Raw genomic sequence first — 26,330 nt, 5'->3', positions numbered from 1 at the left:
AACGGCGCCCCGACGGATCCATGACACGCGCAAATCCGATCATCATCGGGCGCAGCGGCCAACTGGCCCGGTCACTCGCAAGCCTCGCGGAAACGGCGGACGCGCCAGCGCCCGTTATCGTCGGACGGCCTGAATTCGACCTAACCGACACAAGCAGTGTTCGGGACAAGCTGCTGCGACATGTCGACCATGTGCGCGTGTCCGGAGGCGAGCCCGTCATCGTCAACGCCTCGGCCTATACGAATGTCAGGGCAGCGGAGACCGACCCGGAGGCAGCTCGCCTCCTGAATGCGGAGGCCGTCGGCGCCCTCGCCGAAGTCTGCAACAGCGCCTCAGCCTGCCTGATCCATATCTCGACAGACTACGTGTTCGACGGGCTTGCAGCGTGCCCATACCGTGAAACAGACCCGACCGGGCCTCTCACCGTGTATGGCCAGTCCAAACTGCTTGGCGAAGAGGCCGTTCGCGCCGCGGGCAGCAATCACCTCATCGTTCGCACCGCCTGGCTATACTCGCCGTTCGGCCGCAACTTCCTGAGCATCATGAAGCAGCGCGCCGAAGCCGGAGACACTGTACGCGTTGTTGCGGACCAGTCGGGATGCCCGACATCCGCCATTGATCTCGCCGGCGCAATCCGGTCCCTCTCGAACCATATCGCGGCCGGATCAACAGCACGCGGGACCTATCATTTCTGCGGCCCGAGCATCATGACCTGGCATGCGTTCGCAGGTGCCATTTTCCGGGAGATCGGTGGCGAAACGGCGAGCCGCCGCGTCCTGTCCATCTCGTCGGAAGAATTTGGCGATGACGTGCCCCGTCCAGCCTATTCTGCACTGGACTGTCAGGCGATAAAGCGTGATTTCGGGATTGAGGCTCCCGACATGGAAGCCTCGATGACCCGTGATCTTCGCAAGATGGAACCGCTCAGCTCCGGCTAGATCCAGACACCGTCCGGCACTGCTGCCACGACTGGCTCCGGCATGTCCGCGAGCGCTGCAAGAGCGTCATCACAATCCCTCGGATCAGCTGCAGACATGACCGCCATGTCGTCGGCCTGCGGCGCAGAACGCATGTCAGAACCCACATCGGTTCCAGGTACCCGCTCATCTGCGACATCGGACACATCGATATCGCTCAACGCTTTGAGCTGGCCGGAGGGTGGGGCGTCATTCGTCAGGTTTTTCATTCCCCAGCTGGCAATCTCGGCCCAGTCGTCCGGGTCCAGTTCCGGGAAACCGACATCATGATGATGTTCCTTTTCATCGCCCTCATGATGCAGATCAACGTGATCGCTGTCGCTCAATCGTTTGAGCACACCGTCACCGCCGAGCCGCGCGCCCGCGAGATCGATATCCACTTGTACAGGCAGTTTGTCGGTACTCTTGGCCGACAGCGCGACATCACCGACCGCATCGCCCGTGAGCGTTTTCATGACCAGACCGTCTGCATTCAGGGGCGCGCCGGGCACGTCAGTTGCTTGTGCGACGAGCTTTGACGATACGCTGGAATTTTCAAAAATGCCCGGATAGAAGAACGCCCCCTCATACTCGATGTTCTCGATGTCGATGAGTTCGACAACGCCATCCGGCGAGCCTGCACGGTTGTCAGTGACGACCGTATTGCCTGCACCATTGGTCGTGACGGTGTAATCGCTCTCCAGTCCGGAGAAATGCACGGTGTCGATACCCGCGCCGCCATCGAAGACATCATTGCCTCCTCCAGCCGCGTAGAAGCGGTCATAGCCGTCATTGCCGCGGAGCACATTGTCCGCCGCATTACCGACAAACGTGTCCCGACCCGAGCCACCGATCGCGTTCTCAATGACGGTGCCGTAGGCGATCCCGATATTGCCGCGCAGACCAAGAACATTCGAGTAGTGGCCTTCGCGAAGGTCCAGAAACTGCGCTTCGGTTTCCAGGGAATAGTCGAATGTGTCGGTCCCACCCGCATCAAACACCGTGAAAGTGGTGGCGTTGGTAAAGCCGTTACTGGCGTTGTAGACCGTACCGGCGTTGGAGTTGAAACCGTAGACGGTGTCCCCGACGCGTGTGGTGGTCGAAAACCCGTACATATCCCCGGCGGCGATGATATCGGCGACCTGAAGCCCCACCACGAACGCAACCGAAGCATCGACCTCCGTATTCTCGTTCTGGGAGAAGTACGACATGATCGTCGCCTGCCAGGAGTCGTTCAGGTAGATATTGTCGACGCCGTAAACTGCCGATCCGTCATAGGGACCGGCATGCCCGAGACCGAGCGCGTGCCCGATCTCGTGAATGTAGGTCTGGAAGGAATAGGTATCGAGAGATGTCCCGTAAGTGTCGAGCCACTCCGTTCCGACATTGACCGACGATGCCGTGAAAAAGCCGCCGGAGACCGCGTCGGGCCCTGCAAACGCGCCCTCCTCCTCATCATCGAAGGTGATTTGCGCAGCACCCATGACTTCCGAGAAAATCAGCCCGGTCACGCCGGACCAGACATCCAGAGCGGCTCTTGCGAGCGTCTGCCCGGCCGTAGTGAGGCCGGTCAGGTTTACCGTCAGGGTATCGCCCGAGCTGGCATTGAACTGCGCCCCGCCAAACCCGGACCGCAGATAGTCCGCGATTTCCTGGTAGGTCCAGTTTCTCAGAGGGTCGGTGTGAGAAATCTCCAGCGTATACTGGCCCGTTCGTTCGTCGACACTACCCCCGTCCCATGAACTGACTTCGATGTAGTAGGTCCCGGACTCAGTGGCCGTGAAGCCCAGCCGGGAGTCCCGGATGACCCCGGTCGAAATGTCATCATTCTCGGCAATCAGGTTCCCGGAGGCGTCGTAAAGGCGGATGAGCGTGTCCTCGACCGGCTCCACACCGGTACCGGTCAGATCGAACTGATAGCGCTGGCCGGCCGTGAGTTCGACACGCACCCAGTCCTCATCACCCGATCCTTCAAGCTGGCCCACATACTGACCGCCGGAAACCATGTTGATCTCCGTCGTATTGTCATCGGGCACCTCGGCGCCATCAGCGATGTCTGACACTGTGATCGCGACCGACTGGCTGTTGGCGCCAGCTCCGTTGGAGGCGGTAACGGTGATGTCATAGACATTGTCACCCCCGGCATCCAAAGGCACCTCGAAATCAGGCGCGGTCCGGAAACTCACCTCACCGGTCTCGCTGTCGACAGTGAAAAGCGAGGCGTCAGTGCCTGAGATGGAATAGGTGATGGTCGCATCGGGATCATCGGTTGCGCGGATCACATACGCCGAAGTCTGGGCCTCCGAGACAGTGCCCGTCGTGCCGGACACAATGGCCGGTGCACCTGCCTCCTGCTGATCCTCGACCGTGATCGTCACCGCCTGCTGGACCGTATTCGTTCCGTCAGACGCCTGGACCGTGATCTCGTAGACATTGTCGGCATCAGCGTCGGCTGGATTCTCGAAGTCTGGCGAGCTTACGAACGAGACTTCACCCGTTGCACTGTCGATCGTGAACAGGCCGGCATCGGCACCCCCGGCCAGCGAATAGACGAGGCTGTCATTGTCAGCATCCGTTGCGTCTGCGTCATAGGCTGGCGTGCTCAGATTCTCCGGCACGGACACTGCGGTGGCGGACGTGAACACCGGAGCGGAATCATTGCCATCGGTCACGGCAATCGCGACATCCCGGCTGGACGTATTCGTCCCGTCCGATGCGACCACGGTGATGTTGTAGGTGTTATCGCCACCGTCATCCTGCGGATTCTCGTAGTCCGGCGCGGACTTGAAGGACACCGCACCTGTCGCGGCATCGACATTGAACAGACCCGCGTCGGTTCCACTGATGGAGTAAGTGACCGTTTCACCTTCCGGATCCGTTGCGGCAATCGTGTAGATCACCCCGGTGCTGTTCTCCGCGACGCTGACCGACTGACCGGAGGAGATCACCGGCGCCTCGTCCTGGTCCGTAATCGTGATCGTGACCGTCTGCTCCGCCGTCGCCGTTCCGTCGGAAACCCGCACGGTGACGACGTAGACATTGTCCCCGTTTGCGTCAGACGGATTCTCGAAGTCCGGCGGCGAGGCGAAAGAGAGTGCACCGGTCGACGCGTTGATCGAAAAGCGCGACGCATCGGCCCCGCCGGAGATCGAGTAGGTCAGCGTGTCTCCGTCCGCGTCCGTCGCCACCGCAGTGTAGATTGCGCCGGACGTGTTCTCGGCGCCGCTGGCGGTCGTTGCCGACGTAAACGCCGGTGCGTTGTTCGGGGTGGGCGGCGTCGGCGGCGTCGGCGTTCCGCCGCCTCCGCCCCCACCGCCACCGCCTGCGGCTGCGCCCAGCAAGGCCCCGCCGCCGAGCACACCCAGCGCCAGCCCTGCACCACCGCCACCACCACCGGCCGATGCCACGGCAAAGCCGGCGCCGTCGATCGCCGATTGCGCGAGATAGACCTGCCCATCAACCACGACCACATCGGCCGCCTCGAAGACGAGAACGCGGCCATCCGACAAGGTCAGCTGCAAGGATCCGTCGGAGATCGTCCGGACGTCCACGACATTGGGCAGATCCGATGCCGCCTGGAAGCCCTCCAGCACGCCGCTCTGTGCAGACTGCGCCTGGGCAGTACCCGCCATCAGCGCCAGCCCCCCGGTCGATGCGAGGATCGATCGTGACAGCATTTTGCTCAGCTCGGCACGGCGCTCATTTGCGGCGTCTTTGATCATGGTGGCGTCCTTCCCTCTTTCGCCGGAACACGGTCTGATACCCTTGGCTGGGCATTGTGATGACCGTCTGATGCCGGGCGCATGAAGCCCGCCACCCCCGAAATATCGTTAATAACTTTGAATCCAAACGCAAAACCTTCGCGCGCCTCGAATACAAAATGAGGAACCAGCGCTACTGATCCCCGGAACCGCTGGTGACCGGCAACCTCCCGGTCAGATGAAGCAGCTCGACCTTTTGCCGCAAAAGTGCATACCGTGCGGAAATCACGTCCAGCTCGGCCCGCTCATGCTCGAGGCGAGCATCTACCAACTCCGGAAGTGTGCCCAGCCCGAAATCAAACTCCCCGGAAATAGCGTCAAAATAATCTTCCTGGCTGGCCGCGACGGCTTCGCGCCGCGCGAGCTGGGCTTCCAGCGACATCCGTCGCCTGAATGCAATTTCGGTCTGCTCCCGCAATTCGCGTTGCGATATCCGCAGCGCACTCTGCTCAAGGGCAATATCGGCTCGGGCACGATCCCGGCGCGCATCGAGTGCGCTACCAGTATAAAGCGGGACGCTGACATCCACACCGATCCGGTCCCGGCCCTCCCAGTCTTCACGCGTGTCGTCATAAACGTAAGAGACGATGCCGACCGCTTCGATTACCGGCAAATGACTGCGCCGGGCGCGGCTCAATCCGGCTTCAAGACTCCGGATCGCATTCAGTCTCGCCTGTATCTGCGGATTCTCACGCAATGCGACCGTCACAACGCTGTCCAGTGTCTCGAGCCCCGACAGCGCCCGCTCCATGTCGTTTCCCGCGCCATTCCGTGAACAAAGTACAGCACCTTGCCGCTGGGTGTACTCCCGCACGCGGGTAAACGCCCGGTCGGCTCTGAATCTCAAGTCCAGCACATCAGCATCGGCAGCGGCCAGCTGCGCCTCGATCTGTGCCCGGTCAGCCCGCGTCGCTCCGCCGGTTGAAAGCAATTCGGTAACCGCATCGCGCTGACGTGCGAAGTAGGACCTGCGTTGATCAATGACCTCGATCATCTCGAGTGCCTCGAGCCGTGTCAGATAGGCGTCGGCGAGCGTGTATGCGACAGCAAGCTGTTGTTCGCGTATTTCGAACCGCCGCTGACCGAGCAATCCGGTGGCTTCCTGTTCTGCAAGACCGGCATCGCCAAAATCGAAGAGACGCTGGGAGACTTGGAGTCCGACCTGGTTCTCCAACCGATTGCTGGTCAGGCCATTGTCACCGGTCGCGGTCCGCCCGAATGTCGAAACCTGTGGACGCCGCAAACTCCTTGCCTCCTGAAGATCGGCCCGGGCCCGGTCCCGCCGCGCTTCGGCGGCCGACACTTCCGGCGCCCTGGCCGACGCCAGCTCCAGGGCTTGCTCAAATCCCAGACACGCGTCCGGTTCGCCTTGCTGTGCCGCAGCACCCGGACATCCCGCTCCCAGAGCCAACACAAAAGTCAAGAAGCCACGCGCGATCATCCGGTTCTCCTAACTTCTCCGGGCGCCGCGAAACAGGGACTCGCCGATCGGTTCAAAGATGTAGTCGAGCGTGGTCCGGCTGGTTCCGGAAAAAATGAAGACTTCGACCGGCATGCCTGGAATGACGTCAAGCCCTGCCAGCCGGTTCGCTTCGTCAGCAGGTATACGGATTCGCACCTCATAATATGGAGCACCCGTTGCCTGATCTGTCTTGAGGTCGGCCGACACGCTGATGACCTCGCCGTCCAGGCGAGGCGTCGTCCAGCTCTTGTAGGCGGTCAGGCGCGTCCTTACGGACTGCCCCTCATAAACCGCCGCCCGGTCAGCCGGCTGGATGCGCGCAGATATGGTCATTTCCCCAGCGGCTGGAACAATTTCCAGAATGGGCTCGCCCGGTCGCACGACCCCGCCCTCTGTAGAGAACCGCAGATTGAGCACCTCGCCTGTCGCGGGCGCATGAATGACCGCCCGGTTCAGCACATCCTGCGCCGCGTTCAGTCGTTCGCGAACCTGGGCAAGCCGGGTTCGCACCTCCAGCTGATCGGCGGAGACCTGCCTGAAGAACGCGGCACGCGTCTGCTCGATCTGGCCGTCGAGGTCCTGCTCCAGCGTGGCCGCTTCCTGCATGCCGGCGCGCAAGCTTGATATTTCCGCTTCAAGCGCTGCGGTGTCGCGTTCCATGGCCCGGATCTCGTCCAACCGCGCCATCTGACGACCATAGCGGTCGCGCAGCAAATCGAGCTGGGCACGAGCCGCGTCGAGCGCCCGGTTTGTCGCCGCGATCTGCCGGGCCTGCAGCGCCTGAGATGATCGCGCGCCGTCCCGGCGTGCCGTCAACACTGCTATATCGGCCGTAAAGGCATCTCTTTGCTGATCGAACAGGTCGCGTTGTCGAAGCTCGACCTCCATGCGCTCCGACGCATTCAGGCCAATCTCGTTCAACGGCAAAAAGTCCGGCTCATGCTCGCCGCTGCGTAGGGCTTCCAGCCGCTGCAGCGAACCGGTCAACGATGCGATTTCCTGAAGCACTTCATCGCGCGCGGCCTGCGACGCCGTTTCCTGAAGGGTCAGGAGTGCCTGGCCCGCCTCCACCCGGTCGCCATCACGAACCAGAAGTTCCTCGATGATGCCGCCCTCAAGGTGCTGGACGACCTGCCGCTGGTTCTCCACCACGACCTGCCCGGCGGCCGGCACACCCTGAGCCAATGGCGCAAGAGCCGCCCAGCCCAGGAAACCGCCGAACCCCAGCAAGCACATGAGCGCCGCACGTCGCACGAAACCGTCCTCGAACGGGCTTGCAGGATCTTCCTGGAGAAACGCATGCGTCATGCCGTCTTTGCCCCCGTGGCAACGCCCTTCTCGCCCCCGCCGCCCGCTGCCAGCTCCAGGAACTGGCGAGACGATGCAGCCATCGCTTCGCCATTGCGCAGGTAGAGCACGGACGAGGCCCGCTCGATCAACCGCCGGTCGTGGGTGGCAGCCAGAATGATCGTTCCCTGCTCCGCAGCGGTCTCCAGCGTATCGATTACGCTTCCGGCAGCGGACGTGTCGAGATTTGCCGTCGGTTCATCCAGCAAAAGCAGAACAGGCCTGTCAAAGAGCGCGCGTGCAAGCCCGATGAGCTGGCGCTGACCGGCAGACAGGTGGAGCCCGCCCGGCCCGACACGGGTGTCATACCCGTGTGGCAGGGCGAGAATGGTTGAATGCGCCCCGGACGCCTCTGCGGCTGCAACAACGGCCTCGGCTCCGCCCTCGCCCAGCCGCGCGATGTTGTCACGCACCGAAGCCGGCAATAATTCAACATCCTGAGGCACATAGCCTTCGAACCGGCCCCGGTCGGCGGAGTTCCACTGGTGCAGATCGCGGCCACCGAGCCGAGCTGTACCGCTCCCGGGCAGCCAGGCGCCCGACAAGATCTGGAGCAGGGTTGTCTTCCCGGCACCATTTGCGCCAACGATCGCAACGATCTGCCCTCCCTTCACCGACCAGGAGAAGGGATGGATAAGCGGCGCGCCGGCACCGGGAACCACAATGGACAGACGCTCCAGGGACAGTTCCGGTGCCGGTCTGGGTAGCGGCGTGTAGTCTTCGACCGCACCGATATCCGACAGCGTGTTTTCCAGCTGGCGCCACGCCATCCAGGCCTGAACGCTGTTCCGCCATCCGCCGACGATCTGGTCGATAGGGCCAAGTGTGCGCGCAAGGATGATGGACGAAGCGACAATCGCCCCGGGCGATATCTCCTGCATCAATGCGAGCGCCGCGCCGCCTCCCAGAACGAGTATCTGCAGGATCTGCCGCGCGGATTTGGACAGCGACGAAAACACGCCGTCCGTCCGGGCCGCCTGCATTGCAAAAGCGCGCGCCTGCCCGTGACGGCTGCGCCAGACCCGGAATGAAGCCGATACCAGCCCCATCGCCGCCATGGCAGAACGCTGGCGCTCGAGCCCCCCGGCAAAATCGGAGGCCTCACGCAGCGCCGCGTGGGATACCTGCCCGGCCTGCCGCGTCGTCATCTCTGCGGCGACCGCGACCGCAAACACCAGAACACCACCAGCCAGCCCGAGCAGGCCGAGGAACGGGTGGATGAGAAACAGGGCGGCGAGAAAGATCGGCGTGAAAGGCAGATCAATGAAGGGCAGAACACTTCCGCTTTGCAGCGCGCCCTGAATCCTGGCCAGCGCACCCAGATCCCGGCTGAGCGTCGGAGATGAGCCGGTGCTGCGCTCGAACTGGCGGAACACCTTCGGCGCGAGCATCCGCTCGATATCGTCACCAGCGAGCGCGCAGACCCGCCGCCGGCCGGCCTCGGCTACGCCATAAATGCCCAGCAGGAAAACCGCGAGCACCGTCAGCCACACCAGCGTGTCGCGCGACCCGGAACCCAGCACGCGGTCGTACACCTGCAGCATGTAAAGCGGGGCAACAAGGAGGAGCAGATTTGAAACCAGCGAGAAGCCGGCCAGCGCGATGACATGCGGGACAAGGCGCTGCTTCACTTCATGCACAAGCGGTGTCTGCATAATGTCTCCGGCGCGGCCCGCTCTGGCGGTGTTAGCCGCAAACACCCGACCGCAGTCAGCCGCCGAGCAACCAAGATTGCGAGAGTAGCCGTGTGAGAAATGTTCGGCCACCCCGTTCGGTCAGGCCGCCAAACTCAGCTCAGGCCGACACGCAGCAGGTCGTGCAGGTGCAGGATGCCGACCGGCTTGTGGGCGTCGTCGACAATGAAGAGCTGGGTGATTTTCAGCGAACCGGCCGTCATCTCCCGCAGCGCGTCGGCGGCCAGCGCCTCGCTGCGTCCGGTCTTGGGATTGCGCGTCATGACTTCGTGCGCCGGGCGGTCGACCAGATCATTGCCCATATGGCGGCGCAGATCGCCATCGGTGATGATGCCGGCCAGGCGGCCATCATCATCCAGCAAGCCGACACAGCCAAAACTCTTCGCCGTCATCTCGATCAGCACTTCGCTCATGGGCGCATCCTGCGAGGCCAGCGGCACCGCATCGCCGGCATGCATGACATCGGCGACCGATGCGAGGGCCGCACCCAGCGCACCGCCGGGGTGGAAGGTGCGGAAGTCGGCAGCCGTGAAGCCGCGCGTTTCGAGCAAGGCAACGGCCAGGGCATCGCCCAGCGCCATCATCAGCGTCGTCGAGGTGGTCGGCGCGCGGGTCTCGCCACACGCTTCCGGTGCGTCGGGGACGGCCAGGAGATAGTCACCCGCCCGGCCCAGCGTGCTGTCGGCCTTCGCCGTCATCGCCACAAGCGGCACACCGAAACGGCGGCAATAGGCGATGAGATCGCCCAGCTCTTTCGTTTCGCCGGACTTCGACAGCGCCAGCACGACATCCTGGTCGCCGATCATGCCGAGATCGCCATGGCTCGCCTCGGTGGGGTGGACGTAGTAGGCGGGCGTGCCGGTCGAGGCCATCGTCGCGGCGATCTTGCGCGCGACGTGGCCGGACTTGCCAACCCCGGCGCAGATGACCCGCCCCTTCATCTCCGCGATCCGCTTCACCGTGGCGACAAAGGCCTCGCCGATCGACCCGGCCAGCAGGTCCAGCCCGTCCCGCTCGGTTTCTATGACGCGGCGGGCCGATGCGGCGGGGTCGAACTCGGGCATGGGATTTCCTCGGGCGAACGCTGGGCAGACAGGACAGGTGCGCTCCCATACCAGAACCGCGCACGTCCGGGGAAGAGACGTGCGCGGCCAGAGCGGCGTTGTCGCGTGGTCCATAAGGGGGACGGAGAGGGACCAGGCATTCGTGACGCCGCGACTGTCTGCCGGATCAACGGGCCCTCACACGGCCCTGCAGAACGGCCCTGCAGAACTGCAAGACAGGAACGGCCCGGCAGGGACGCTCCCTGAAACGCAAACCCGGAACTACTGGAGGTATCATACCACAAGACGCAAGACTTGCCCATGCCCGACTTTGTCCATGACGCCGGCCGCGGGCGCCGCGCCTTGCCCGGGCGCGGCAGGCGGGCTATCGCTGCGCCGGCGCCGCCCGCAGACGCTGCAAGAGGAGACTGACATGCCGCAACTCGCCCTCATCCGGCACGGCCAAAGCGAATGGAATCTGCAGAACCGCTTCACCGGTTGGGTCGATGTCGATCTCACCGATGAAGGCGTCGCCCAGGCCCGCCGCTCCGGCGAGCTTCTGGCGAAGGCGGGCTTCAAGCCGCAACGTGCCTATGTCTCGGTGCTGAAACGGGCGATCAAGACGCTGAACCTCACCCTGGAAGGCCTCGACCGGCTGTGGATTCCCGTCGAGAAATCCTGGCGTCTCAACGAGCGGCACTACGGCGCTCTCGCCGGTCTCGACAAGGACGAGACGCGCGCGAAACACGGTGCCGACCAGGTGAAGATCTGGCGCCGCTCCTTCGACACACCGCCGCCGCCGGTTGCCGAGGATCATGAATTCCACCCGGCCAATGACGAGCGTTATGCCGACGTGCCGCGCGAACGCCTGCCGGCCGCGGAGAGCCTCAAGCTGACGCTCGACCGCGTCGAGCCCTACTGGACCTCGGAAATCCTGCCGCACCTGAAGAAGGGCGAGACCCTGGCCGTCGCCGCGCACGGCAACAGCCTGCGCGCCCTGGTGAAACTCCTGTTCCAGGTGGGCGATGCGGAGATCATGGAGGTCGAGATCCCGACCGGCAATCCGCTGCTGATCGATCTCGACAAGGACGGCACCACCATTCTCCGCGCGCGCTATCTCGACGAGAGCCGCGCCCAGCCCCTGCCGCCCCTTCCCTGATCATGGCCAGCGTCGCCGACCGCCGCTTCATGGGCCTGGCCCTGGCGCTGGCCCGCGGTCAGCTGGGACGCACCGCGCCGAACCCGGCGGTTGGCTGTGTCCTGGTGAAGGACGGGCAGATCGTCGCGACCGGTGCCACGGCCGATGGCGGACGACCCCATGCAGAACGCGTCGCTCTGACCCATGCGGGCGCCATGGCGTCGGGATGTACCGCCTATGTCACGCTTGAGCCCTGCGCACATTACGGGCGCACGCCCCCTTGCGCCCTCGGCCTGATCGAGGCCGGTGTCGTCCGCGTCGTCATTGCCTGCATCGACCGCTACCACGAAGTCGCCGGACGCGGCATTGCCATGCTGGAAGCCGCCGGCATCGAGGTCGCCACCGGCCTGGGCGAAGCGGACGCGCAAGCGCTCTACGAGGCCTTTTTCCACCGCCTGGAGACCGGCACCCCCCTGCTGTTCGCCGACAGCCGGGCCGCCGGTTATGAAACCGTGCTGGATCCGGCCCCGGTCTTCGGACTGGATGCAGCGCTCAAGCAACTGGGAAAGCGGGGTTTTTCCCGGGTCCGGATTGCACCGGATAAAGAATTCGCCCGTGACCTGGTCGCCCGGGGTCTTGCACGCCAGGCCGAACACAGCCGGGACACCGTGTATTAACACTCGCGCGCTAGCGTGGTTCTCTGGTGTCTCCACCGACAGGACCTGCGAATGCAAGGGCGGAAAATCGAGTTCAAGACGCTGAACCAGGCGCAGGTCGACATGATTTGCGAACGGCATGAGCGTCTGTGGTCCGGCCAAGCCGGCGGCGCCCGAGCGAGCTTTGCCTACAGCATCGTCGAGAATCTCGACCTGTCGAACCGCGACCTGTCCGATGCCGATTTCTCCGGCGCTGTGTTGCGGGGCGCAAATCTTTCCGGCACGACGCTGAACAGCGCGATCTTCTTTGCTGCGGACCTGCGGCGCGCCAGCCTGGAAGGCGCCTGCCTGCGCCGAGCCGATCTGCGCGGCGCCATCATGCGCGGCGCAAACCTGACGGGCGCCGACCTTACCGAGGCCGATCTGCGCGAAGGGGCGATCGCCCAGATCGACAAGGAAAAGGGTCTCGCGGTTCTCACCCACAAGACCCAGGGCAATGATTCCGACACGGCCAACTTCACGGGCGCAAACCTGTCCCGCTCGAAAATGGCCGGCATCACGGCACAGAAATCAGACTTCACCGACGCGATGCTGCTGGGCACGCGGATGATCCGCGCCAATCTGCGCGGTTCGTCTTTCCAGGGCGCAAACCTGGAAGGCGCCGACCTGTCCGGCGCAGACCTGACAGATACCGATTTCACCAATGCCGTCCTGATCGGCACCAAGACCGTCATGGCCAAGAAGGACCGGATGCGTACGGATGGCGCGCTGACCGAGGCGCCGGTCGGTATCGATGCGAACACGCTCGACAACCCGGTCGCCAACCAGATCGCCGAACACATGAAGTGGTGCGAGACGAACGGGCGCGAGGGCAAGCCCTCCCTGTTCGACGGCACCGATCTGCGCGGTCTGACCTCGCTGGCCGGCAAGACACTGACCGCCTTCCACGCCCGGGGCGCGACACTGTACGGGCTCGATCTGGAAGGCGCGCAGCTGCAGGGCGCACGGCTTGAAAAGGCCGACCTGCGCATGGTCTCGCTGCGCGGGGCCGACCTGCGCGGCGCCGACCTGACCGGCGCCAATCTGTCCAATGCCGACCTGCGTGATTGCCAGCTGGGACCGCTGCTGCTGGAAGGCAACCGTCTCCTTCCGGCTTCCCTGGCGGGCACCCGGGCACGCTATACCGATTTCCGCGGCGCTGATCTGCGGCAGGTAAAAGCTACCGGTGCCGACTTCTCCTACGCGCATCTGGACGGATCCGATGTGCGCCGCGCCCTGTTCGGCGGTTCCTGTTTCACCGGGACGTCCTTCGACGAACGCTTCCTGGAGCAGGTGGCCTCGATCGAGGGCGCCGTCGATCTCAACGCGGCCTGACCGTCCCGCGCCACTCTATCCCGACAACAAAAAGGGCGGCGGACACCTGTCCGCCGCCCAGTCATTGGGGGGATAATCGTGAGTACAGACGCGATCAGGCAGCCTTCGTCTTGCCACCCTCGATCAGCTTCGCCTTGGTCTTGCCGGATCCGGCCTTGATCTCGATCCGCTTCGGCTTTGCGGCCTCGGGGATTTCGCGAACCAGGCGGATGGTCAGCAGGCCGTTCTTGAGACCGGCCTCGGTCACTTCGACATGGTCAGCCAGGTGGAAGCGGCGCTCGAAGGCGCGCTCGGCGATACCACGATGCACGAAGCGGCGCTCGTCCGCGTCGATCTTCTCGGCAATCCGGCCGGACACGGTCAGCACGTTTTCCTGGACTTCCACGGTGAGGTCTTCCTCACCGAAACCGGCGACAGCGAGCTCTATCAGATACTCGTCATCGGCGACGTGCTGGATGTTGTAGGGGGGATAGCCCTGGGACTCGATCTTGGTGGCCGAGTCCATCATGTCGGCCAGGCGGTCAAAGCCGACGATCGAACGGTAGAGCGGGGTAAAATCAACAGTACGCATATCAGTCCATCCTCCTTCAGAGCGATAAACAGGTCCGGACAGGCCGGACGGTTAACGGGGACCGCCACGCACACTGGCCGTGGCCGGTCCGCAGGTCCCGTTTCGGCAACCTGCGCAAACTAGTTGGGGAGGCGATCACGATTTCGCAAGCCCCGAGCGAAGCAATTGCGCCATCGCGCGGGCTTGGCTAGGACAGGTCAACGGAGACAGGGAGAATTCCATATGCGCACCAAGGCCCTCGCCGCCCTTCTTGGCGGCTCGATTTTGCTGGCATCCTGCGGAAACCCGCAGACCGATACGGACACGGATACCCAAGCGGCCGCACCGGAGACCGCCGCCGAAACGGCTCCCACGCCGGAAGCGGAAACCGCACCGGCCCCGGATTATTCCGACATTGAGACCGTCCTGGCCGGTGACTGGCGGGGCGAAGCGGCCGAACGCGACGAATGGCGTCACCCGCGCGAAACGCTGGAATTCTTCCAGATCGATCCCGGCTCCACCATCGTCGAGATCTGGCCGGGCGGCGGCTGGTACAGCGATGTGCTGGGCCCCTGGATCGCGGCCAATGGCGGCACCTATGTGGCCGCACACTTCCCGGCGGACGCGGCCAGCAACTACCAGCAGCGTTCGCGCGCGGCGTTCGAAACGCGCATCGAGAACAACGCCCTGTATGGCGAACCGCAACTGGCGGGCTTCAGTGCCGATGGCGGTCTGGAGATGGAAGACGGCAGCGCAGACGCCGTGCTGACTTTCCGTAATGTCCATAACTGGATGAATAACGGCTTTGCCGAACGCGCTTTCGCGGAATTCTATGATGCTCTTCGCCCGGGCGGCGTACTGGGTGTCGTTGAACACCGCCTGCCCTCCTCGCGCGAACAGGATCCGATGTCGGCCAATGGCTATGTCCAGCAGGCCTATGTCATCGCCATGGCCGAGGAAGCCGGGTTCGAACTGGTCGACACCTCGGAGATCAACGCCAACCCGGCCGACACGGCCGATCACCCGCTGGGTGTCTGGACCCTGCCGCCTGTGCGCCGCTCCCCGCAGGAAGGCGATGAAGGCTACGAGGATTTCGATCGCGACCATTTTGACGCGATCGGCGAAAGCGATCGCATGACCCTCTTGTTCCGCAAGCCGGTTGCCGGCTCGGAAGGCGATGAGGAATGATACGCAGCATTCTTGCCATGGCTGGCGCCGCGCTCCTGAGCGTGGCGCCGGCGGTCGCGGACGATACGGCCAGCGAAGTCATCAGCGAGACTGAACGCGTTGCCGGCCCCCTGCCGCGCTTCTTCCCGCGTCTGGACAGCTATCTCCAACTCCCCGAAGACCGGCGTAGCCATTTCCGCCTGGCCTATGTGGTGAGCTCGGCCGAGGGCATCCCGCCCGAGGATATCCGCATGTGGTACGATCATGATGGCGAGACGCATCAGTTTGCGCTGGATGCCACGGGACGCATTACGCAGCTCCCCGGCCTGCCCGCGCTGGATGCCGAACCGGATGTGTTGATCAACCAGCCGGCCGGCGGCGGTTTTTCCCTGTCGATGCAGTTCGAATATTCCGGCCCCGGCGGCACTGCGTTTTCTCGCGACGCGCTCGCCATGAGTGTCGAGCAGGCCAACCGGGCGATCCGCTCGGCCGCCGGCGTTGCCGCACTGTTTGCCCCGCGGATGGAAGCCGTTGTCTTTGTGTTCGATGGCGCCGCCCCCGAGGCCTGGGCTGTCGATCAGGACGGTGAGCGTTCGCCGCTGACGGTTCAGGAAAACCGCGCGTTTTTCAGACCGGCAGACCGGCGCAGCCGCTCGGTCGAACATATCGAGTTCGGCCGCGAACCGGTCCGCATCCTGCTGGACAGCTAACGCAGGCCGCTTCCCGGAGAACCGCCCCTGTTCCAGGATCCTGAGGGGTCGCGTGATCGACCCGGTGAACCAGTGTCCACTTCACCCGATCACGCTTTAGGGTGCCGCGGCGGCGAGAAGGGGCAAAACGCTTTCAAGCAGAGCCTCTGAAGCCGCCGCCACCACCTGACCGCCACCGCTGGGATCGCCACCGCGCCAGTCAGTCACAACGCCCCCCGCACCCAGAATGACCGGCATGAATGCCTGGACGTCATAGATCTGAAGCCCGCTCTCGATCACCAGATCGACGCCGCCGGCGGCGAGCATGGCATAGGCATAGGCGTCATACCCGAAACGGCACAGCCGGGCTGTCCGGCGAACCTGCTCGAACGCCGCCGCCTCGTCGCCGCTGAACAGATAGGCATCGGTCGTCGCAAGGATCGCCTCATCGAGACTGGTCCGCCCGCTGGTACGCAATTCCCGCTTCGCACCGCCATGCCACAGCGCTGCACCGCCGGGCCAGCCTGCGAACCGTTCACCGATATGGGGCTGGTCGATGACACCGATTTCAGGCCGTCCACCCTGTTCGAGCGCGATCAGCACGGTCCAGGTCGGAAGCCCGGCGATAAAGGCCCGTGTCCCGTCGATCGGATCGAGAATCCAGCGCCGTGTGCCGCCGCGCACCGTTTCGCCGAATTCCTCTCCGAGGATACCGTCATCGGGCGCCCGCTCCGCCAGAACGTCGCGCATGGCCTGTTCCGACGCGCGGTCCGCAGCTGTCACCGGATCGAAGCCCGCCGTCAGCTTGTTTTCCACGGCCAGCCCGGAGCGGAAATAGGGCCGGATCGCCGCCCGGGCGGCATCGGCCATCCGGTGTGCGGTTTCAAGGTCGTATGACGGGTCGTAGCCAGACATGAAAAGGCGCCTAGCATGGCCCTCGCCGCCACGCCAGACGCCTTGTCGTTGTCCCCCCGGACCTCGTATCAGGCGGCGTCGTTTGCCGGCTCGTCCGGCTCGAGCGACTTGGCCAGTTCCAGCAGGCGTTTGCGCGGACGCTCGCCCAACCGGTAATAGGCGCGGATCAGATCCATCGTCTCTTTCTGAGAGAGGATATCCGCCGACAGGCGCGTGTCGCTGTCGACCTGGTCGCGCTGGGACAGGCCCTCATAGAAATACTGCACCGGCACATCCAGCGACTCGGCCAGCTCAAACAGCCGGCTGGCGCTTACGCGATTGGCGCCGCACTCATACTTCTGGATCTGCTGAAAGCGGATACCGACGGATTCCGCCAGCTGCTGCTGTGTCAGCCCCAGGAGCCGCCGCCGGCGGCGCAGGCGCTTGCCCACATGAAGGTCGATATCGTTCGTCATACTACTCGCCGCCTGTTCTTCGCGTCCCGAAATGCGCCGCATTGGGACGCACACCTCACAGGGGAGCAAAGCGCGTGCCGGGCGAAGGCACGTCCTTTATTTCGCGCAGGATGGGTATTGTCAGGCCGGCACGCGGCGGGACCAGTCGGTGTGAGACAATTCCCTGACAATCTTGCGCATTTCGGCTTCGAAGCCGGCGAAGCCCGGCGCCATCGCGACCCGTGCCTCGTCGAGGTAAAGGCTGCGATTGATCTCGATCTGGATCACATGCACCCCGTCGGCGGGCCGTCCATAGTGTTCCGTGGTGTAGCCACCGGCATAGGGAATGTTCCGAACTGTGACGTAGCCCCGATCGCGCAGCACGGCCTCGACCCGGTCCGTGATCCGCGGATCGCAGGACGAACCGAACCGGTCGCCCAGGACAAAATCGACACCGCGCGCACTGGCGTCCGGCATGGAGTGCATGTCGATTGCCAGCACGAAGCCGTGTGCGTCCTGCAGATCCGACAGCAGCCCCTCGAGGGTCGCGTGATAGGGCTCGTAGAAGCGCTCGATCCGGCTGCGCGCTTCGGCATAGCGCAGGCGGCGGCGGTAGAGGGCACGGCCCTCGACACCGATTCGCGGCACCACGCCGAGCCCGGACGCGGCCCGCCGGGAGACGGGGGCCGTCTGATCCGGCAGGCGATCCGAAAACATGCCGGGATCGAGTTCCCATGGACCCCGGTTCGGATCCACGAAAACGCGCGGGAACTGTGCTGTGACAAGATGGGCGCCGAACTCCGGCGCGGAGGCAATCAGCGTGTCGACATAGGCATCCTCGGACCGGCGCAGCTGGTCGAGTGTCAGGCAGGTCAACGACTGCATTTCCGAGGTGTAGTGCCGCCCCGAGTGCGGCGAGGCGAACACGACCGGCCGGGCCGGGCCGGACGGCCACGCGACCCGGACCGCATCGGCCGAAGCATTTGGATTTGCCGAAACATCCAAGGCGAGCGATGATGGGTTTGCAGCGTCCATGGGTCAAAGAGTGGGCAGCTGCACTCCGCCGGTCAAGCGCTACAGCGCGTTCAGCGGGTTTTTACCAAGCGCGTGTAGGTTGCCGTCAATTCGAGTTTTCGCAAGGGTGGGACCTGAGATGGCAAAAATTCTTCTGGCAGAAGACGACGATTCGATGCGGGACTTCCTCGCCAAGGCCCTGAAGCGGGCCGGGCACGAGGTTCTCGTGTGTTCCGATGGCGAAGAAGGGCTGGATGCGATCGGCGAACAGGCGGCGCAGTTCGACCTGCTTCTGACCGACATCGTGATGCCCGGTGTCGACGGGATCGAGCTGGCACGGCGTGCCGCGGAGATCGATCCGGCACTCAAGATCATGTTCATCACCGGTTTCGCTGCGGTCGCCCTGAACCCCGGCTCCGGCGCTCCGACGAATGCGAAAGTGCTGTCCAAGCCTTTCCATCTGCGTGAGCTGGTCGACGAGGTCGCGCGGGTGATGGCTGCCTAGGGCAGCCGTCTCCGGCAAGCATTGAAAAGCGCGCGAGGCCATCGCGCGCTTTTTTTTATGCGCAGACGCCGGCGGATACAAAAAGGGCCCGCCGATCGGCGGGCCCTTCCTGTTTGAGCGTGAACTCGACTTAGTACTGGACGTTGACGCCGACGAAGAAGCGGCGGCCCCAGAAGTCGAAGTTGTCAGCCGAGGTCGACGAACCCAGCCAGCGAGCCGGCTCGGCGTCGAAGGCGTTCACGACACCAGCACGCAGCGTGAGGTTTTCACGCGGCAGGTAACGCACGGTGAAGTCGTGCTGGCTGAAGTCGCCGGTGGTCGTGTAGCGGAATTCACGGCCATCGGGGTTCTGACGCCAGTCGTCTTCGTCGATGATTTCCTGAGACGACTGCCAGTCCCAATCCCACGAGAAGATCAGCTGTTCCACCGGCGTCCAGGAGACGGTCGACAGGAGGCGCACGTGCGGTTGACCCAGGCCACTGTCATAAGCCGTCTCTTCACCCGGATTGGCGATGTTGACGAAGTCGTTCTGCTCGATGAGGTAGGTACCGCGCAGCGACCAGTCGAAGTCACCAAACCGGTCGGTTTCGAAACCGTAGGACGACGTGAAGTCGATACCGCGGGTTTCAAGACCGGCATAGTTCAGCGAGCCCTGGATGAAGGTGTAGATACCATAGGCCGGCTGTTGCGAGATCTGCGGCGTTGCAGAACGCTCGAAGGTCGAACAGGCACCCGGGTTGACCGAACCGATGTTCGCGCCAGACGCGCCCACACACTGGTTCATCGCCTGCTGGATCGTCACCGAGGAAATCACATTGTTGATCTCGATGTCGAAATAGTCAGCCGTGACGGTGAAGCCCGGCAGCCAGCTCGGCGTGTAGGCAACACCGAAGGTGTAGGAGGTCGACTCTTCCGGCTCCAGGTTCGGGTTACCCGAGTTGAAGCCCGGAATACCGCTGGGGTACTGGATGAGCGTACCCGTGTTCGGCGTATCCGTACCCGGGTCATAACCGGCCGGCATGGTCGCCAGGCAGTTTGCCCGGATCGCAGCACGGTCGGCCGCATCGTCACGTGCACGGATGCGGTCTGCATCGCACGGATCCTGCAGACTGTTGCCGAAGGTCTGGCTCGGCGGACGGAAGTTTTCGCCAAGGTTCGGGATACGCGTGGCTTCGCCGTAGGTGGCACGGATGAAGATGTCATCAACCGGACGCACCGAGCCCTGCAGGCTGAGGCTCTCGACTTCACCAACCGTGGTGTAGTCAGAGAAGCGGTACGCTGCGCTGATTTCCGCGCTTTGCATCCACAGCTGGTCATCCAGAAGCGGGACGCGAACTTCGGTGAAGATCTCGTTCGCTTCGTAGCTGGCCTGCGGGAAGTCCGGACCGGTGTTCAGGAACAGGTTGCGGCCCGCAGTGTCGCGGTCACGGCCCGTGCCTTCGGTTTCCTCACGGCGGAACTCGTAACCGAGCGCCACGCCGATCGGACCGGCACCCCAGAAGTCAAAGGTCTCGGCAGAACCGAACGCCAGGAAGTTGTGCTGGCGGTTGCTGTCGGTCACCTCGATCGCAGCCATCAGATAGGCTTCCTGCTCCGGCGTCAGACCCGGACGGCCACCGCCACCGGTTGCATCCGGATGGTTGGCGTCGGCACGGTAGTCGGAACCGAAGATATTGATCGGGGTACAGCCCGTGATCGCTTCGTCGGTCGCTCCGGGCGTGTCGCGCGTGATACGGCAGACCACGTTGCCGCTACCGTCGAAGACGGCGTCAGCAGCATAGTTGAAACGATCAATGTCAACGCCAGACTCGAGGTTGGTGTTGTTCATTTCGCCGTAGGTGTAGCCAGCTTCCCACGAAATGTTGCGCAGGAACCCGATATCCGGAGCCACACCTTCCGCACCCAGCACGAAACGGGTCAGGTCACGGTTGTTGAGCTGCGAACGGGACGGACCGAACATGCCGAAATAGGCGCGGCGGTCATTGACCGTACCGATCGCCTGGCTCGGCGTCGTGTCGGTCGGTGCGCTGTAGATGGTGCGCTGGTGGTTGTTGATCAGATCGGCCAGGCCGCTCTGAAGCGCATAGGCGTTATCCGTGTAGTCCAGATAGAAGCTGTTACCGGTGTAGTAAGAGCCTTGCGAGGCGCCGAACAGCGATGCCGTATCCCACAGCGTGATCTGCCAGAAGGTCGGCTGGCCGGTGTCGAAGGTTTCTTCTTCGACATACTTGGCTTCACCGAACAGCGTGACAGACGGGTTGAGCTCGAAGTTGAAACCGGTCTGGAAACGGTAGGCTTCCGAACGCGGGATACGCGAACCCTGGCCAAACTCCGTACCGGAATTCAGACCATCGCCGCCAGCATTGGTCCGGCGGGAAGCACCGGTCTGGTCTTGCGCATAACCGAAATCGAACGGACGCGGCGTGCCATCGGCGTTAAACGCGTAGACATTGCCCGTTTCCTGGGCGATCGGACGGCAGCCCGCCGGCATGAAGCCAAACGGCGTCGAACAGCTGGAGAAGCTGACATCCGGGTCATTCGTCGCGCTGCCCGGCGCTTCGCCGGCGAGGACCAGCACGCCGCCGCGAGCAAAGTACGCATCGCGGAAGTCGCGGGCCAGAACCACGTCACGGACGCCATCGTTGGGAGCGGACGACGGATCGGCATCATTGCCCATCAGCGCCCAGGATTCACGCTTCCAGTCGATGTCGAAGTCGAGGACTTCTTCGGTGTCCTGATATTCGCCGAACGCATAGACGTTCAGGCGGCCATCGAGGAAATTTTCACCCCAGGCGGCCGAGATGCGCGAGTTGAGCTGACCATCCTGGTTGATCTGTGCAACCGTCGCGTCAACCTCGATACCGTCGAAGTCGTCACGCAGGATGAAGTTCACCACACCGGACACCGCGTCGGCGCCGTAAACGGCCGACTGGCCGCCGGTGATGACTTCAACGCTTTCGACCAGCATGGACGGAATGGTGTCCACGTCGACCGACAGCGTGCCCGGGCTGGAACCGACATGGCGGCGACCGTCAACCAGCACCAGCGTACGGACAGAGCCGAGATCGCGCAGGTTGAGCAGCGACAGGCCGCCATCGTTCAGGTTCGAACCGGTGGTGTCTTCCGGCACCACAGAACCCTGGAGGGCCGGAACGTCGGCGAGATAATCGACGATGTTCGGCTCACCCGAAAGGATGATATCGTCGCCGTCCAGCTGGATCAGCGGCGTCGGCGCGTTTGCCGCGGAACGTGCAATGCGCGAACCGGTGATGACAATGCGGTCTTCGGTGGTGTCAACTTCGCAGGCGCCATTGACCAGGACTTCACCCGGACGGCAGTCTGCTTGCGACGTCTGCACGGCGTCCTGGGCGACGGCCGGCGCAAAGGCCAGACCCGAAGCCGCGAAGCCAGCAAGAACTGTGGAGCGCAGCAAGCGCTCCCGATCCCAAGTATTGCTCACGATTGTACCCCTTGTAAGTCGAGTTGCGCGCCTGCCCTTTTGGGCTTGTAAAAACACGCATGGAGGGTCACCCCTACCTGCGTCGCACTATGTCGAAACTCGCAAACGCTTTAAAGCGCCAGACACAACATCGCCGCTTTTCGTGCCGGCATTGTTGCAGAAAAGTCATACAGCCCAAATCAGGCTGTACCAGCCAGCCCGACCCGCAAGAAGCGAGCTGCAAGATCTGAAACTTCCTGCACACATCCGTCTTGCGCTTGTGGCGCGCTGACGCTAGAACCCCGGCTCTCTTGTGACGGATGGGCGATTAGCTCAGCGGGAGAGCACTTCGTTGACATCGAAGGGGTCACTGGTTCAATCCCAGTATCGCCCACCATCCACCCCACAATTTTCCTGAACACACCGCGCGGCTGAATCGGTCGCAGCTGCCATGTCTTCCCGTTCTGCCGCGAAGCGCCTAAGTCAGGGCCTCGATCATTGCGCAGCAGGACAGCATCATGGACGACCGCCTTCGCACAGCCCTTCAATCGGTGACCGAACGCCAGTCGGGCCGGAACCTCCTGGATGCGGGCCGCGTCGAGGCCGCGTCAATCATGGGCGACACGGCAACGATTATCCTGTCGCCGCCCGTTGCCGGTGAGCCGGATCTGGACCGTCTGCGCCCCGAGATCGAAGAGGCCGTCGCCGCGCTGGACGGGATCGGGCGCGTGCGCACCGTAATGACCGCGCATCGCGAGAATTCTGGCGCCAAAGGCCGCCAGAAGCCGCAGAAGCGTCAGCAGGACCGGGCGGCCCCGGCGCCAAAGCCGGCAAAGCGCATCATCGCCGTCGCTTCTGGCAAGGGCGGCGTGGGCAAGTCGACCATCGCCGCCAATCTCGCCGTGGCCCTGGCGCGTGAAGGGCTGAAGGTCGGCCTGCTGGACGCTGACATCTACGGCCCCTCCGCACCGCGCCTCTTCGGCCTCACGGATGTGCCGGGGCTTCAAAAGACCGATGCCGGCGTCCAGCCCGTCATGGCCCACGGCGTGAAGATCGTGTCGATGGGCTTTGTGGTGAAACCCGGGGCCGCCATCGTCTGGCGCGGACCGATGGTGCAGGGAGCCATCCGGCAATTCCTTGCCGACACCGACTGGGGCCAGCCCGATGTGCTGATCCTCGACATGCCGCCGGGCACCGGCGATGCCCAGCTTGCCATCGCCCAGGACATTCCGGTCGACGGGGCCGTGATCGTCTCGACACCCCAGGATCTCGCCCTGGACGATGCCCGCAAGGCGATGAATCTCTTCGACCAGACCCATGTGCCCATTCTCGGCATGGTCGAGAACATGTCCGTCTTCATCTGCCCGCATTGCGGCGAAGGCAGTCATATCTTCGGCCATGGCGGCGTGAAGGCGGAAAGCGAGGCCTTGGGCATCGATTATCTGGGCGACATCCCGCTTCACCCCGATCTGCGTACGCGCTCCGACGCCGGCGAACCGATGGCGCTCGACGACGGCCCGGTCGGCAAGGCCTTTGCCCGCGTCGGCCGCGCCGTCATGTCTGCAGCGGAAACGGCGTCCAAGCCGGCACCGGAAATCGTCTTCGACTAGATTTTCCTAGCGGTAGACTGGAAGCGGTGCCAGGCGGGTCGGAAGGATGCCGCCCGGCGCACGGACCTCAAAGGCCTCACTCACAACCGCTTCGGACAGGGCGGTCTCCGCCGGGCCGTCTGCCAGGATGCCGCCCTGCTTCATCACCAGGACGCGGTCGGCGAACCGGGCCGCGAGGTCGAGGGCGTGCACGGCGACAATCACCTGCGTTCCCGCCTTCGACGCGCCCTGCAGAATCTCCATCACCCCCAGCTGATGCCGGATATCGAGAGCGGCCGTCGGCTCGTCGAGCACCAGCAAGGGCGCATGGCCGGCAAGTGTCCGGGCGATCAGTGCGCGCGCCCGCTCGCCGGACGACAGCGTGTCGAACCGCCGTTCAGCCAGATCGGCAATGCCGGTCTGTTCCATGGCCTGATCGATTGCGGCACGGTCCTCTGCCCCGAGGGCGCGCAGGGGCTGGCGCCAGGGTGCACGCCCCAGCGCGACAAGATTGCGCACGGTCATCGGCCAGGCGGACCGTCCGTCCGGCGCCAGATAACCGATCATCCGGGCCCGTTCGCGCAGCGGCATGTCGCCAAGCGACCGCCCGCCCAGCTCCACGCGCCCGCTCGCCGGTTGCAACAGGCCGGCGGCCAGCTTCAGAAAGGTCGACTTGCCTGCCCCGTTCGGACCGACGAGCGCAGCAATACCGCCGCCCTCGAAGGACAGGCTGGTCCGGCGCAGCAACAACCGGTCGCCATAGCCGAAATCGACATGATGGAAATCGAGCCGGTTCATGGTGCCACCCGTTGCGATGTGCGCACCAGCCAGAGAAAGAAGGGTGCGCCGATCAGCGCGGTGACCACACCCAGATAAAGCGGCATTCCGGGCCCGGACGCGAGCCGCACGAACAGGTCGGCCAGGGTCACCAGGAGGGCGCCTCCCAGCATGGAGGGCAGAATCAGGGCGCCGGGGCGGTGCGCCACCAGCGGACGCAGGAGATGCGGCACCACGAGCCCGACAAAACCGATCGCACCAGCCACCGCCACACCGCCGCCGACAGCCAGCGCGGTCCCGGCGACCACGGTCAGGCGTTGCCGCCGCAAATTCACACCCAGGCTGACCGCCGTCTCCTCACCCAGGCTGAGCGCATCCAGACTGCGCCCTGTCGTCGACAGGATCGCCAGACCGGCAAGGATCAGCGGCGCCGCGAAGGCGATCTCCGTCCAGCTGGCATCTTTCAGCGACCCCATCAGCCAATAGGCGATCTCCGCCAGCGCCCACGGATTGGGCGCCAGATTCATCAGCAATGCCGTCAGGGCGCCCGCCATCGCATTCACGGCCACCCCCGACAGGATCAGCGTGGTTGCGGACGCGCCGCGCCCCGCGATCAGGAAGAGCAGGGTCACGCCGGCGGTTGCGCCGAACACGCCGGCCAGCGGCAGCGCCAGCGCAAACAGGGAGGCCAGACCGAAATACAGCGCCGTCACAGCCCCGAGGCCGGCACTCGCCGACACGCCGACAACGCCGGGATCGGCCAGCGGATTGCGGAAGAAGCCCTGCATGACAGCCCCGGCGGCGCCCAGCCCGGCGCCGACCAGGACGCCCAGCAGGACGCGCGGCAGCCTGAGCTCGCGCAGGATCAGGGTGTCGAGCGATGGCGTCGCGGAAAACAACCCGCCAATTGCCGGCAGCCCCGTACCGCCGCAAAACAGCGACAGGCCGGTGGCCACCACCAGGCCGGCCGCCAACCCTGTCACGAGAAAGCCCCGCCCGCTCATGACGGCACCCGCGCCGACCAGTCGTCGATGATGTCGGCGATCCTTTCGGCAGCATCGATCAGGCGCGGACCGGCACAGGGCCAGTCGCTGGCAGGAATGGTCCCGGTTTCACCCTGTGTGAGTACCCGGCGGTAGGCGGAATGCCGCGCCGCACGGCTCGACAGTCCGGTATATCCGTCGTTGAAAAAGCTCGTGAGCACGATATCGGCCTCCACGGCGAGCACGGTCTCGGGATCGCCGGGCGGCCAGCCGGTCACACCGTACTCCGCCATGACATTGAGGCCACCGGCCGCCTTGATCGCTGCGTCAATATACGTCCCCACACCGGCCGTTCCGCCGGATGCGCTCAGATAGAGCACACGCGGCGATACGCCCCGTTCCGCGCTGCGCGCAGACAGCGCCGCCAGGCGGCGGTCGAGCGACGTGATCGCCGCTTCGGCTTCCGCGTCGCGCTGCAGATGACGGCCCAGCGCGACCAGATTGGCACGCACGCCGTCGAAATCGCTCGCCCAGCTCAGCTCGAAGGTTTCAAACCCGGTCCGTTCCAGCATGCGGCGCGTACGCGCGCCCTCGCCCGCCCCGAATACCGTCAGGCCCGGCGCCAGGGCGTAGAGCCTTTCCGCGTCGTTCCACGCCGTCGGGAGGCTGCGCGCCCAGTCCGGGGCGGCCGAAACCGGGTGATCGACCTGCCAGGAGAGGGCCGCAATGCGACCCTCTCCCGCCAGTTCAAGGACGTAGGCATCGGCACACAGCGACGTCGACGCGACCCCGTTCGAGGTCTGCAGGACGCGCACGCCGCCGCCGGCAAATGCCGGA

The 26,330-nt window shown here is 64.2% G+C and carries 21 protein-coding genes and 1 tRNA gene; 9 read left to right on the top strand and 13 right to left on the bottom strand.

Annotated features, from left to right (window positions below; translation table 11 throughout):
- Positions 1-20: 20 nt before the first annotated feature.
- Positions 21-938 (top strand): dTDP-4-dehydrorhamnose reductase, encoded by a 918-nt coding sequence (gene rfbD, locus ACXAJV_RS12900; protein WP_475085834.1) that lies wholly within the window; start codon positions 21-23, stop codon positions 936-938.
- On the opposite strand, the gene ACXAJV_RS12895 is transcribed toward rfbD, so the two are convergent.
- The 5 genes from ACXAJV_RS12895 to ACXAJV_RS12875 all read right to left on the bottom strand — a co-directional run bounded on the left by ACXAJV_RS12895 (position 935) and on the right by ACXAJV_RS12875 (position 10,284).
- Positions 935-4,678 (bottom strand): cadherin domain-containing protein, encoded by a 3,744-nt coding sequence (locus ACXAJV_RS12895; RefSeq protein ID WP_475085832.1) that lies wholly within the window; start codon positions 4,676-4,678, stop codon positions 935-937. The two genes, rfbD and ACXAJV_RS12895, sit on opposite strands and share 4 nt — an antisense overlap.
- Positions 4,679-4,850: 172 nt before the next feature.
- A complete protein-coding gene (locus ACXAJV_RS12890) occupies positions 4,851-6,158 on the bottom strand; it encodes a TolC family protein (RefSeq protein WP_475085830.1) in 1,308 nt (435 codons plus the stop codon).
- A gap of 9 nt (positions 6,159-6,167) precedes the next feature.
- Complete coding sequence (locus ACXAJV_RS12885; RefSeq protein ID WP_475085828.1) at positions 6,168-7,487, bottom strand: HlyD family type I secretion periplasmic adaptor subunit; 1,320 nt, start codon at positions 7,485-7,487, stop codon at positions 6,168-6,170.
- Complete coding sequence (locus tag ACXAJV_RS12880; RefSeq protein WP_475085826.1) at positions 7,484-9,181, bottom strand: type I secretion system permease/ATPase; 1,698 nt, start codon at positions 9,179-9,181, stop codon at positions 7,484-7,486. The genes ACXAJV_RS12885 and ACXAJV_RS12880 overlap by 4 nt, the downstream gene beginning before the upstream one ends.
- Before the next feature lie 134 nt (positions 9,182-9,315).
- Positions 9,316-10,284: a KpsF/GutQ family sugar-phosphate isomerase gene (locus ACXAJV_RS12875; protein WP_475085824.1), complete on the bottom strand. Its 969-nt coding sequence runs from the start codon at positions 10,282-10,284 to the stop codon at positions 9,316-9,318.
- Positions 10,285-10,696: 412 nt separating this feature from the next.
- On the opposite strand from ACXAJV_RS12875, the gene gpmA reads away from it, so the two are divergent.
- The 3 genes from gpmA to ACXAJV_RS12860 are packed head-to-tail and all read left to right on the top strand — an operon-like array spanning position 10,697 to position 13,431.
- Positions 10,697-11,422 carry a 2,3-diphosphoglycerate-dependent phosphoglycerate mutase gene (gene gpmA, locus ACXAJV_RS12870; RefSeq protein WP_475085822.1) on the top strand — a complete coding sequence of 242 codons (726 nt, stop codon included), beginning with the start codon at positions 10,697-10,699 and terminating at the stop codon, positions 11,420-11,422.
- 2 nt (positions 11,423-11,424) lie between these two features.
- A complete protein-coding gene (gene ribD / locus ACXAJV_RS12865; protein ID WP_475085820.1) occupies positions 11,425-12,078 on the top strand; it encodes a bifunctional diaminohydroxyphosphoribosylaminopyrimidine deaminase/5-amino-6-(5-phosphoribosylamino)uracil reductase RibD in 654 nt (217 codons plus the stop codon).
- A gap of 51 nt (positions 12,079-12,129) precedes the next feature.
- Complete coding sequence (locus ACXAJV_RS12860; RefSeq protein WP_475085818.1) at positions 12,130-13,431, top strand: pentapeptide repeat-containing protein; 1,302 nt, start codon at positions 12,130-12,132, stop codon at positions 13,429-13,431.
- A gap of 94 nt (positions 13,432-13,525) precedes the next feature.
- On the opposite strand, the gene ACXAJV_RS12855 is transcribed toward ACXAJV_RS12860, so the two are convergent.
- Positions 13,526-14,002, bottom strand: coding sequence for an Hsp20 family protein (locus tag ACXAJV_RS12855; RefSeq protein ID WP_475085816.1), 477 nt, complete (start codon positions 14,000-14,002; stop codon positions 13,526-13,528).
- A gap of 222 nt (positions 14,003-14,224) precedes the next feature.
- Here ACXAJV_RS12855 and ACXAJV_RS12850 point away from each other — a divergent pair, with 222 nt between their 5' ends.
- Both ACXAJV_RS12850 and ACXAJV_RS12845 read left to right on the top strand, forming a co-directional pair.
- Positions 14,225-15,169, top strand: coding sequence for a class I SAM-dependent methyltransferase (locus tag ACXAJV_RS12850; RefSeq protein WP_475085814.1), 945 nt, complete (start codon positions 14,225-14,227; stop codon positions 15,167-15,169).
- Positions 15,166-15,858: a hypothetical protein gene (locus ACXAJV_RS12845; protein ID WP_475085813.1), complete on the top strand. Its 693-nt coding sequence runs from the start codon at positions 15,166-15,168 to the stop codon at positions 15,856-15,858. Before ACXAJV_RS12850 ends, ACXAJV_RS12845 begins: the two co-directional genes overlap by 4 nt.
- Before the next feature lie 96 nt (positions 15,859-15,954).
- On the opposite strand, the gene hisN is transcribed toward ACXAJV_RS12845, so the two are convergent.
- The 3 genes from hisN to ACXAJV_RS12830 form a co-directional block, all read right to left on the bottom strand.
- Positions 15,955-16,752, bottom strand: coding sequence for a histidinol-phosphatase (gene hisN, locus ACXAJV_RS12840; RefSeq protein WP_475085812.1), 798 nt, complete (start codon positions 16,750-16,752; stop codon positions 15,955-15,957).
- A 68-nt stretch (positions 16,753-16,820) separates the two neighbouring features.
- The gene (locus tag ACXAJV_RS12835; RefSeq protein ID WP_475085811.1) at positions 16,821-17,207 is read right to left on the bottom strand and encodes a helix-turn-helix domain-containing protein; all 387 of its coding nucleotides are present in this window, start codon (positions 17,205-17,207) and stop codon (positions 16,821-16,823) included.
- Between the two features lie 120 nt (positions 17,208-17,327).
- Entirely contained in the window at positions 17,328-18,113 is a 786-nt protein-coding gene (locus tag ACXAJV_RS12830; protein WP_475086002.1) for an N-formylglutamate amidohydrolase, read from the bottom strand.
- A gap of 226 nt (positions 18,114-18,339) precedes the next feature.
- Here ACXAJV_RS12830 and cpdR point away from each other — a divergent pair, with 226 nt between their 5' ends.
- A complete protein-coding gene (gene cpdR / locus ACXAJV_RS12825; RefSeq protein WP_475085809.1) occupies positions 18,340-18,705 on the top strand; it encodes a cell cycle two-component system response regulator CpdR in 366 nt (121 codons plus the stop codon).
- A 130-nt stretch (positions 18,706-18,835) separates the two neighbouring features.
- On the opposite strand, the gene ACXAJV_RS12820 is transcribed toward cpdR, so the two are convergent.
- Positions 18,836-22,165, bottom strand: a complete 3,330-nt coding sequence (locus tag ACXAJV_RS12820; RefSeq protein WP_475085808.1) for a TonB-dependent receptor domain-containing protein — start codon at positions 22,163-22,165, stop codon at positions 18,836-18,838.
- 301 nt (positions 22,166-22,466) lie between these two features.
- Between ACXAJV_RS12820 and ACXAJV_RS12815 the strand changes: the two genes are divergently transcribed.
- Positions 22,467-22,541 (top strand) — tRNA-Val (locus ACXAJV_RS12815).
- 121 nt (positions 22,542-22,662) lie between these two features.
- The gene (locus ACXAJV_RS12810) at positions 22,663-23,754 is read left to right on the top strand and encodes an Mrp/NBP35 family ATP-binding protein (RefSeq protein WP_475085807.1); all 1,092 of its coding nucleotides are present in this window, start codon (positions 22,663-22,665) and stop codon (positions 23,752-23,754) included.
- Positions 23,755-23,760: 6 nt separating this feature from the next.
- Here ACXAJV_RS12810 and ACXAJV_RS12805 read toward each other — a convergent pair whose 3' ends face one another.
- The 3 genes from ACXAJV_RS12805 to ACXAJV_RS12795 are packed head-to-tail and all read right to left on the bottom strand — an operon-like array spanning position 23,761 to position 26,308.
- Positions 23,761-24,531, bottom strand: a complete 771-nt coding sequence (locus ACXAJV_RS12805) for an ABC transporter ATP-binding protein (protein ID WP_475085806.1) — start codon at positions 24,529-24,531, stop codon at positions 23,761-23,763.
- Positions 24,528-25,514: a FecCD family ABC transporter permease gene (locus ACXAJV_RS12800; RefSeq protein WP_475085804.1), complete on the bottom strand. Its 987-nt coding sequence runs from the start codon at positions 25,512-25,514 to the stop codon at positions 24,528-24,530. Before ACXAJV_RS12800 ends, ACXAJV_RS12805 begins: the two co-directional genes overlap by 4 nt.
- Positions 25,511-26,308: an ABC transporter substrate-binding protein gene (locus ACXAJV_RS12795; protein WP_475085802.1), complete on the bottom strand. Its 798-nt coding sequence runs from the start codon at positions 26,306-26,308 to the stop codon at positions 25,511-25,513. Before ACXAJV_RS12795 ends, ACXAJV_RS12800 begins: the two co-directional genes overlap by 4 nt.
- Positions 26,309-26,330: the final 22 nt, after the last annotated feature.

This window comes from Maricaulis sp. ABE4_448 (assembly GCF_056160825.1).
This window is presented reverse-complemented; position numbering and strand designations above follow the sequence as displayed.